This window comes from Candidatus Dependentiae bacterium (assembly GCA_013821315.1).
In the GTDB taxonomy this organism is placed as follows: Bacteria; Babelota; Babeliae; order Babelales; family Babelaceae; genus JACDHA01.
In genome coordinates this window covers 1-8770 of the sequence record JACDHA010000037.1, presented here as the reverse complement: position 1 = coordinate 8770, position 8770 = coordinate 1, and the positions used below count along the sequence as shown (strand labels likewise).

At 35.2% G+C, this 8770-nt stretch carries 10 protein-coding genes and 2 tRNA genes; 4 read left to right on the top strand and 8 right to left on the bottom strand.

Going from position 1 to position 8770, the window contains the following annotated elements; translation table 11 throughout:
• The 3 genes from H0X48_06570 to H0X48_06560 all read left to right on the top strand — a co-directional run.
• A partial coding sequence (locus tag H0X48_06570) for a hypothetical protein (protein ID MBA3954955.1) occupies window positions 1–1532 on the top strand: 1532 nt, incomplete at its 5' end.
• A gap of 99 nt (window positions 1533–1631) precedes the next feature.
• The gene (locus tag H0X48_06565; GenBank protein ID MBA3954954.1) at window positions 1632–1853 is read left to right on the top strand and encodes a ParD-like family protein; all 222 of its coding nucleotides are present in this window, start codon (window positions 1632–1634) and stop codon (window positions 1851–1853) included.
• Between the two features lie 2 nt (window positions 1854–1855).
• The gene (locus H0X48_06560) at window positions 1856–2134 is read left to right on the top strand and encodes a type II toxin-antitoxin system RelE/ParE family toxin (GenBank protein ID MBA3954953.1); all 279 of its coding nucleotides are present in this window, start codon (window positions 1856–1858) and stop codon (window positions 2132–2134) included.
• A gap of 125 nt (window positions 2135–2259) precedes the next feature.
• Here H0X48_06560 and H0X48_06555 read toward each other — a convergent pair whose 3' ends face one another.
• The 7 genes from H0X48_06555 to mgtE all read right to left on the bottom strand — a co-directional run bounded on the left by H0X48_06555 (window position 2260) and on the right by mgtE (window position 6771).
• Complete coding sequence (locus tag H0X48_06555; GenBank protein MBA3954952.1) at window positions 2260–3465, bottom strand: hypothetical protein; 1206 nt, start codon at window positions 3463–3465, stop codon at window positions 2260–2262.
• Between the two features lie 236 nt (window positions 3466–3701).
• A complete protein-coding gene (locus H0X48_06550) occupies window positions 3702–3920 on the bottom strand; it encodes a DUF2945 domain-containing protein (GenBank protein MBA3954951.1) in 219 nt (72 codons plus the stop codon).
• A 192-nt stretch (window positions 3921–4112) separates the two neighbouring features.
• A complete protein-coding gene (locus tag H0X48_06545) occupies window positions 4113–4865 on the bottom strand; it encodes a hypothetical protein (protein MBA3954950.1) in 753 nt (250 codons plus the stop codon).
• A 20-nt stretch (window positions 4866–4885) separates the two neighbouring features.
• Window positions 4886–5098 (bottom strand): hypothetical protein, encoded by a 213-nt coding sequence (locus H0X48_06540; GenBank protein ID MBA3954949.1) that lies wholly within the window; start codon window positions 5096–5098, stop codon window positions 4886–4888.
• 81 nt (window positions 5099–5179) lie between these two features.
• Window positions 5180–5257: transfer RNA gene (locus tag H0X48_06535), tRNA-Glu, on the bottom strand.
• Window positions 5258–5260: 3 nt separating this feature from the next.
• Window positions 5261–5336, bottom strand: a tRNA-Lys gene (locus tag H0X48_06530).
• Between the two features lie 73 nt (window positions 5337–5409).
• Window positions 5410–6771 (bottom strand): magnesium transporter, encoded by a 1362-nt coding sequence (gene mgtE, locus H0X48_06525; GenBank protein MBA3954948.1) that lies wholly within the window; start codon window positions 6769–6771, stop codon window positions 5410–5412.
• A 201-nt stretch (window positions 6772–6972) separates the two neighbouring features.
• Between mgtE and H0X48_06520 the strand changes: the two genes are divergently transcribed.
• A complete protein-coding gene (locus tag H0X48_06520) occupies window positions 6973–7914 on the top strand; it encodes an RluA family pseudouridine synthase (GenBank protein MBA3954947.1) in 942 nt (313 codons plus the stop codon).
• Window positions 7915–8057: 143 nt separating this feature from the next.
• On the opposite strand, the gene H0X48_06515 is transcribed toward H0X48_06520, so the two are convergent.
• The coding region (locus H0X48_06515; protein ID MBA3954946.1) for a hypothetical protein at window positions 8058–8770 on the bottom strand (713 nt) is incomplete at its 5' end.

Sequence of the window (8770 nt, the reverse complement as noted above, 5' to 3'; positions counted from 1 at the left end):
TAACGCTTGAAGTTAGTGACGGGATAATACATAAAGAAACAGTTACTGCCTGTAATACAGGTACAGAGATTGCTATTCATGATCTTTTTTATAATGTGCCTGCACGTAAAAAGTTTTTAAAAGCAAAAGAAACAGAGTGGCGCACTATTTTACAACTCTTTTATGCTATTTGTTTGGATTATCCACAAGTACATTTTAAGTTATACAACGAAAAAAAGTTAGTACATAACTGCCCCATTGCAAGTCATCTTACGTTACGTATTGAACAGTTATACGAAAAAGCCCTTTCTCATAATATTTTAGTGTTTGAAGCAGAAGAAGGCCGTATGAATTTAAAAGTCAGCGGAGCCCTATCTGATCCTCAGTATAGCCGTTATGATCGCAACCAGATATTTGTATTTGTTAACAAGCGTTGGGTTAAAAATCATAAGCTTGCTCAAGCACTTATCAAAGGCTATCAAGGGATGCTTCAACCAGAACGGTATCCTGCAGGCTTTATATTTATTTCTTTAGATCCAGAATTTGTTGATATTAATATTCATCCACGCAAAGAAGAAGTACAGTTTTTACATCCTCGTATAGTAGAGCTGCTTATAGAAACTACCGTCAAAGAGCGTCTTGAACTGTATACAGCTCAAAGCCTGGGTGCATCAACACCAGTTAGCCACCAACCCAAACAACAGTCAAGCATACCTACTTTGCCAACCAACACTCATGCGTACTCCAACAATCAAGTATGGAGAATCAGTCAGTCATTTGAGCAGAATTCCCCTCTAATCTCTCAAGAGAAGCAACAACTAGAAAGCTCTCAGTTTACGCAAGCCATTGCACAGCATTTTACTTCGCAAGTTGTAAATCCAGAGCACCCTACTGCAATAACTCAAGTACCTACAAGTATTTTACAGCAAAATACTATTCAAGCCCAAGATGTAACTACTACTGCTGAACTCTCGTACACTTTGGTAGGCCAAGCATTAGATACGTATATTATTATTCAAACAACTGAAGGCTTAGTGCTTATCGATCAGCATGCTGCGCACGAGCGCATTATATATGAACGTTTAAAAGCAAACTTTAACACTATAGAACGCGTTAAACTATTATTTCCTCAAGTAATTTCGATTGCTAAAAATGATATGGTAGCTTTAGAGCCTTACTTGATGCTCTTTCATAACGTTGGTTTAATTATAGAACAAGCTAGTGCAACAGAACTTATCGTGCAAGAAACACCTATTTATCTTAAAAATCAGCCAGTTCAAGATATTGTACAGCAAACCATTGGCTGGATACATGAGCTACAACAGGTAGATATGCAACAGTTACAAAAAAGCTTGCAAGAAAAGATACATGCCCAAATGAGCTGTAAAGCTGCAGTAAAAGCTGGCGATGAGTTAAACACTGCTGGTATGCACGAAATAATAAAAGAGCTTTATGCTCAAGAAAACAAGCTTACATGTCCTCACGGCAGACCAACTATTTGGGCTCTTTCTCAGTATGAAATAGAAAAGAAATTTAAGCGCAACTACAAATAAGTATATTTAAGTGTTATTTTAATGCATGTGGTTGTATTTTGAAACCAAATGACCTATAATTAGCAAATAACAATAAGCTTAAATTCAAGAAAGTATACTATGGCAACAGTCAAATTATCAAAAGATATAATTTCGGAAGCAAAAATTATATCTAAAGCATTAAATCGATCGCTAGCAGGACAAATAGAACATTGGGCAAAAATAGGAAGACTAGCTGAAGAAAATCCAGATTTAACCTATGAATTTATAAAAAATATTCTTATAGCTCAACAAGAGGCGATTGCTAATAAGTTTGAAATATATACATTCAATGAAAACTAATCATGAAAGTTGTACAAACTCCCACATTTACTAAGCAACTTAAAAAGTTACATAGTAATCAAAAAAAAGACTTAGATCGAGCAGTGATGGAAATCATTAACAATCCTGACATTGACAATGAAAAAAAAGGAGATCTAAGCGGAGTTCAAGTGTATAAGTTTAGTATGGTCAAACAGCTAATTCTACTAGCTTATGAACATCAAGAAGATGAAGAGCAATTAATCCTGCTTTCATTAGGATCTCATGAAAATTTTTATCGCGATTTAAAAAAAAGCACGTAAGAACCCAGATGTACATGAATGTTAAAAAAGCTCTATACTCAAGAAAACAAGCTTACATGTCCTCATGGCAGACCAACTATTTGGGTTCTTTCTCAGTACGAAATAGAAAAGAAATTTAAACGTAATTACAAGTAACGCCTCAATACAGTTATATGGCCATTTTGAGTTACCAGCCTAGTTAAAGGATCGCTTTTACTACCCCAATAATACTCCCACTCGTTTACATTTTTTAATAACTTATTATTAGGAGAAGGGCGTATAAGATTACCATTATGGCCAACTTGGTTTACTGTAGTACCACGAATAGTTAACCATGTAGGTTTATCAGAAATATAACTAATATCTCCTTCAAGTTGATTTACTTCTATATCAGCATCATTAGGAACAGCAACAGAGTATACACCAGGTTCTTCAAATGATAAGTAGAGTCTATTTGTACCTCGTAATAATGCAGCGTACTGTGTAGAGCTTTGTATAATTGGCTGTTTATCAGCAGCTGTAATGTGCTCAGAAGAGGTAGTTCGAGCAACTATAACTGTATTGCTTTTATGGCGTGTTATAACTACAGCAATAGGTTTATTTTGCATTAGATTGCTTTCTATCTTAATTAGACCCTTTGGCTTAGATAGTAAATAGCTATTTTTATAGACTACTTTGCCAGTAGCTTTATCAATTGATTGCTCATGCACTGGAAATAACTGTGCATTAGTAGTGTTACAGTAAAAACTTCCTGCATTTGTCTCTATATCAGCATCAAAAGGAACTGCTATCTCAAAATAGCCTGGTTCCTCAAGCCTTAATTCAAGTCTATTATGTGCACGTATCTGTACATTGCGCTCTAGTTTCAACCAATTATTTGTTAGTGCATTGTCTGACCAAGGAATCCACCTTGGGCCATTTTTTCTTTGATAGAACTCATTTGAAGACTGAGGATTATGTAATGCATGCCAAGGCTTCATACCTTCATAACTCTTATCAACTAACTCATAAATCTCTTTATCCAGTACAGCCTTAATAACCACTTCATTAGCAGCATGTCTTACTAGTTTTAAGTTAATTGCTTGATGTTCTTTAGGATATAGTTTTCCAGGGTATAAGGTTGGATAATCTTTCCAATGAGTATGAGATTTTATACTTACTAACCCTTGGCACTCAGCTAACGGATACGTTGCTGTATAAATTTTTTGATTTGTTTTTTGATCTAAAAAAATTGATGTTGTAACTTTACTTGATCTATTAAAAATTGAGGGCCAAGATTTGAGAGTACTACCTGAAAAAATAATACTACAGAGTATAAGGATAACTGGAATAAAGCATAAACTATTTTTCATAATTACTATCTCTGTAAATATATTAAACAAGTAGTAGAATAATACTTACTGTAAGTTACCGTACTATTTTTGCTCAACAATTAATAACTTATATCTCTTGCTTATGGCCGTGCTAGAAAGTTATTTTATTTTCTTAAATCAAGCAGATTCCACTAGAGATACACCAGCATCAATAGAGCTATAAGTTTTACGAGCTAGGAAAAAGTCTACATAAAATTACAACGAAGAGTAAACTTCTAACCTTTTGTTATTTTAGTAAGTGCTGAACCTTTATGCATAGCAAAATGGCCTGTTTTATCACTTTTCACTAGATACTGTGGTTCTTCAGCTGATGCACGTACTGTATGGTCCATAAAGGTTGTGTCACTAGTCACTTCTTTTTCAACTGTACCTTGAATTATTCCAGCGCTGGAATTCCACTCAACCTGATCACCAACTTTAAACTGTTTTGCCATGATTACTCTTTTTGCTTTTGAATTTTATGAATTAAGTTTCTTAGTAAATACTATCTACTTAGGCTCTATAAAAGCTAGAGTTGAATTTTATCATCAAATAACATAAAAAGTATAAAACTATAGTAAATAGTAAAAAGAGAACTTTAGCTTTATTGTTAAAGTTCTCTTTCCAATAAACATTAGTATAAAATTTTACTGCTCATTGCCACTAAAATTTTCTTTTGATTCTAAATTTTTCTCTTTACGATCAATCTCATTCTGTTGATCAAGTAAGCTTCGATATACATAGACACTTGCTAGTGTAAGTATAAGTTGCAAAACAGCATTTACAAAAACAAAAAAATAAGACGAAAAAAACTGTAGAGAGAGTAAAATTAATACACCTACCATAAGAGTATATCCAAAGAGCGTCCATCTAACACCAAACGTAGCTCTACTGCTCCTTTTAAAGGCTTGTTTAAGCGAAGTTGAATCATCTGCACTAGCTACAGATACAAAGAAATATTTTGTAAGCATAATCATTCCGGGCACCACTAAAAACCATGGAAGCGTCACCAATAACCCAATAGCCATAACAGCTATAACATATTTTATAAATGTTTTTAAAGACGGCAAACAATTAAGCTTTACTGCTTTATTGTTATCATAGAGCTGTAAAGTAAGTTGGATTATAATGAGCGAAATATAACATTTAAGTAAAACACAAGCACTCCAAATAGAAAACGGAACTATAAGCGCAGAAAAATCATAGGTGCTAGTAGTACCTGTGATTACGTCTAATAGCAAATCAGTAAGATCAAAAGAACGCCATGTAAGAGTTGCTATTAAGCATACTAATGGTATATAAAGAACGGCACTTATGATAAATAAAGACCAAGAATTTTGTAGACTTTCAAGAGCAAATTGTAGTGCATTAACAACTGGCACCTGTTTTTTTGTTATCATAACAAACCCTCTAAAAAAGTTTAGCGTGAGCGGCGTACGGTAATTTGTCTTAAAAATATATTAATCGATGAAAAACCACGCATTTGAAGGCCATAATTAAGAAGTAAATAGCCTATAAACATAAAGAAAAACGGCTTTATAAGGTAACTTGCTCCAAATAAAATCAAACAAAAACCAGCAATAATGAGGAGCAATGATATAAATTGAGTATGAGACAGAGAAGAACGAGCCATAGAAACTCCTTGAAAAATAGTGTGATAATAAGCAAAAAAAATCGTGCTTTTTTTAATAGCACGATAATCTTTAACAAAATTTGGCGTCCCTAAGGGGATTCGAACCCCTGTTTTCGCCGTGAAAGGGCGGTGTCCTGGACCAGGCTAGACGATAGGGACTAATGGTGAGCCGCGTTGGATTCGAACCAACGACCCACAGCTTAAAAGGCTGTTGCTCTACCGACTGAGCTAGCGGCTCCTAAATACTTTCAACTCGAGTATATATTCAAATAATACTACTATTTAAGCTCTTTGTCAATAAATCTTACTACTTATTTTAAAATTAGTTTACTAATATAGCAATAAGAAAAAAGTCCTATAACATCCATGAGCGTTGCTAAAAAAGGTCCTGCTGCTAACGCTGGATCCCATTTGAGCTTTTTAAGCAAAAACGGTATAACACTACCAAGCATTACCGAGATAATTACTATTATAGCAAGAGAAAGGCTTACTGCAAAGTTTCCTAATAGATTATGGGCACCATGAGTTAAGTAAATACGTATAAATGCAACGATGCCAAGAGTAATGCCCATAATACCGGCCATATTAAATTCACGCCATAAAAAGCGTGGCATATTGCTTTCGTTGATTTCACCTAACGTCATACCCTGAATAACTAAGGCTGAGGTCTGACTGCTACTATTACCACCTGTACTAGTGATCATAGGAGAAAAAGCAAATAAAAACCCTTCTAAAAGAGTTTCATAATGGAGCATTATCATGGTAGAAAAAGTTTGCAACAACAAAAGCGGTATTAATATTGCTATACGTTGCAAAAACAGGTTTTTAAATGGCGTATCAAAGTAGGTGCCTTTAATAGGCTTTAAAGCAGATATTTTGTAAACGTCTTCAGCTGCTTCTTCTTCGATAATAGATACTAACGTATCACTTGGTATTATACCTAGAAAAATGCCTTGATGATTTATTACTGGCACCGTCATAAGTTGGTAATGGACCATCTTATGAGCAATAGCTTCTCGGTCTTCATCTACTTGTACTACGAGTTCGTTTTTAGAAAGTATCGATGAAAGGCGTGTTTTAGGATGCTTAAGCACTAAATCTTCTAAATTAATATGGCCAACAAGTTCATTTTCTTGATTGGTAACATAAATTTCTCGGTGTAGCTCTCTGTTTGGTTGTAAGCGTTGCAATATTTGGATGCTTTTTTCAACAGTGAAATCTTGCATAAGCGTAAGCACGTTAGTATCCATAATACCACCGGCAGACTCAGGATTAAACTGCATAAGCGAAAGCACTTTTTCACGATCTTTTTTATGCAATAAAACCAAGTATTTTTTGAGTTCTTCATCTGAAAGCTCATCAAAAAAATCAGTAAGTTCATCAAGTGGCAAACTTGCAAGCAAGTGGCCTCTATCTTGGTCATCTAAAAATGATAAGCAAAAGACCTTCATAGAATCAGAAAGGTAAGAAAACACCATAAGCTTAAGATGCGTAGGTAATCGTACAAAAATAAGCTGGGCAGTGTCCTTGGTGTTATTACCTAAAAATTGTGCTATATCAGCAGGATGTAGTTTAACAAAGCCCTGCCAAAGGAGAACGCCCAAAGGACTATCTTGTGCAATAACGGTATCGAGATTGTGTAAAATTTGATCGAATATTCTTTTTGTAGCCATTGCACACTCCCGTATTGATGTAATACTAAAACGATCTCTTTTTTAGAATAAACAATTATCTGCTTATTGTCCATTTGACTTTAAACATAAGCAGTCTATCCTAAACTAGAGAACATTAGTTTACCTCTAAATTTCAAAAACAAAAGTACTTTTTCAAAACACGTTTATTTTAACCTTACAACACTCGCATGGAGCATTAAAATGGAGCGTACACCTGAACCGAGTGTATCGGTACAAAGCACGGTAGATCCTACAAGTTCTCCTCTACGTATTGACCTGTACTTAGTACAGCAATTTCCTGGCTACTCACGCAACTTTTTCCAAAAGTTACTTGAAACTGGTAGCATACAGGTTAACGAAAAACCTATTTTAAAATCTAATAGCGTAGTTAAAGCTCACGATAGAGTAGCTATTACTTTTCCTGTACCACAAGCACTTGAAGGGCTTGCTTTACCGCAAGAAGATCTCGGAGTAAAAGTACTGTATGAGCACCCTGATTTTTTAATTGTCTATAAACCTGCAGGCCTTATGGTCCATACGCCTCATGAGTATTCAACCACGGTAACACTGGTCGATTGGCTTATTCACCATTTTAAAGAACTTAAAGGTGTAGGCCCAAGCGATAGACCTGGTATAGTACACCGGTTAGACAAAGATACTTCAGGTATTTTGGTTATCCCACGCAATGAGCAAACATTGACCTATTTTGGCAATTTATTTCGCAAACGCACCATAGAGAAAACTTATAGAGCTGTAGTAGTTGGCCACCCTTTTAATACCGGCACTATAGAATTTCCTATTAGCCGCCATCCTCAGCAAAATCATAAAATGACCCATCAACATCCACGTGGCCGCGAATCACTTACTTATTACACAGTACTTGAGTATTTTAAAGATGCTGCTTTAGTTGAGGTTAAACCACTTACGGGACGTACGCACCAAATAAGAGTCCATTTTTCAGCGTTAGGATATCCTGTTTTAGGCGACACCGTATATGGCACTGCTTCAGATACTATTAAGCGCCAAGCATTGCATGCCTATAGTTTATCATTTACCTATAAAGACAAACTATTTTCTTTTGTTTATGGCGTTCCACAGGACATGTTGCAGCTTTTAGATTCTTTGCGTAAACAAACAATCTAAAAAAAGATAGGACAAAACAAAAGCTTTTGCTTGATTTTTTTTTAAATACCCACTAGCATAAAGGCTAGCTAGGAAGGAATTGTAGTAATGAAGCCTTACGTCACTTTTCTTTGCCTATTTTTTTTAGCACACTATTTTATTTTTTAGAGTGGCAACTTAATTTTATTAAGCCATTTTTTTACGGTATAGAGTAGCGATGTATCAATTTTTTTCTCAGCTGTATAGACTGTGCCTGGAAGACCACTGATTAATAACGAGCGTCCTTTAAGCTTTTCAAACTGTTCTTTAAAGCGAGCTATTATAGCCGGATCATCAAGCACGACTACGTTTTCTTGATTTCTTAAAGTTGCTCGTTGAGTAAAATTATAAGAGCCTGTCCAGATAAGCGCTTTATGCTGTATGGTATCGTCAAATATACAAAATTTATCATGCAGTAGCGATGCTTTCCGTTCATCAACATCACTTTGGTATACCCAAACAGGAATATGATTGTTAGCTAGAAGCGGTATCTTGCTGTAGCGATCTGAGCCATAGCCACGATCAGCCACCACTTCTATCACAACGCCACGCTTATGAGCATCAACTAAAGCTTGGGCAATATCTTTTTCGGTAAAGGTATAAATAGCAATTGCTATATGTTTTTTTTCCTCTTCAATCAGGCCTATAAGTAATTGCTTTATACTATCATCAGGTGAAAAAAAAGCTTTAGCTACACGGCCATCCTTACCAACTAAACCTGCAAGAATTTTAGCTTGAGTATCTTGACTTTGATGAATAACATAAGCAACGACACCAAAACCTGCAAGTACTCCACAAAAAACTGTGCCTAAAGCTGCACGCTTTAGAAAAGATATTA

Bases quoted from the DNA above. Each gene is read 5' to 3' on its own strand.
- H0X48_06565 (MBA3954954.1), top strand. From the start codon at position 1,632: ATGGCAACAGTCAAATTATCAAAAGATATAATTTCGGAAGCAAAAATT.
- H0X48_06560 (MBA3954953.1), top strand. From the start codon at position 1,856: ATGAAAGTTGTACAAACTCCCACATTTACTAAGCAACTTAAAAAGTTA.
- H0X48_06555 (MBA3954952.1), bottom strand. From the start codon at position 3,465: ATGAAAAATAGTTTATGCTTTATTCCAGTTATCCTTATACTCTGTAGT.
- H0X48_06550 (MBA3954951.1), bottom strand. From the start codon at position 3,920: ATGGCAAAACAGTTTAAAGTTGGTGATCAGGTTGAGTGGAATTCCAGC.
- H0X48_06545 (MBA3954950.1), bottom strand. From the start codon at position 4,865: ATGATAACAAAAAAACAGGTGCCAGTTGTTAATGCACTACAATTTGCT.
- H0X48_06540 (MBA3954949.1), bottom strand. From the start codon at position 5,098: ATGGCTCGTTCTTCTCTGTCTCATACTCAATTTATATCATTGCTCCTC.
- mgtE (MBA3954948.1), bottom strand. From the start codon at position 6,771: ATGGCTACAAAAAGAATATTCGATCAAATTTTACACAATCTCGATACC.
- H0X48_06520 (MBA3954947.1), top strand. From the start codon at position 6,973: ATGGAGCGTACACCTGAACCGAGTGTATCGGTACAAAGCACGGTAGAT.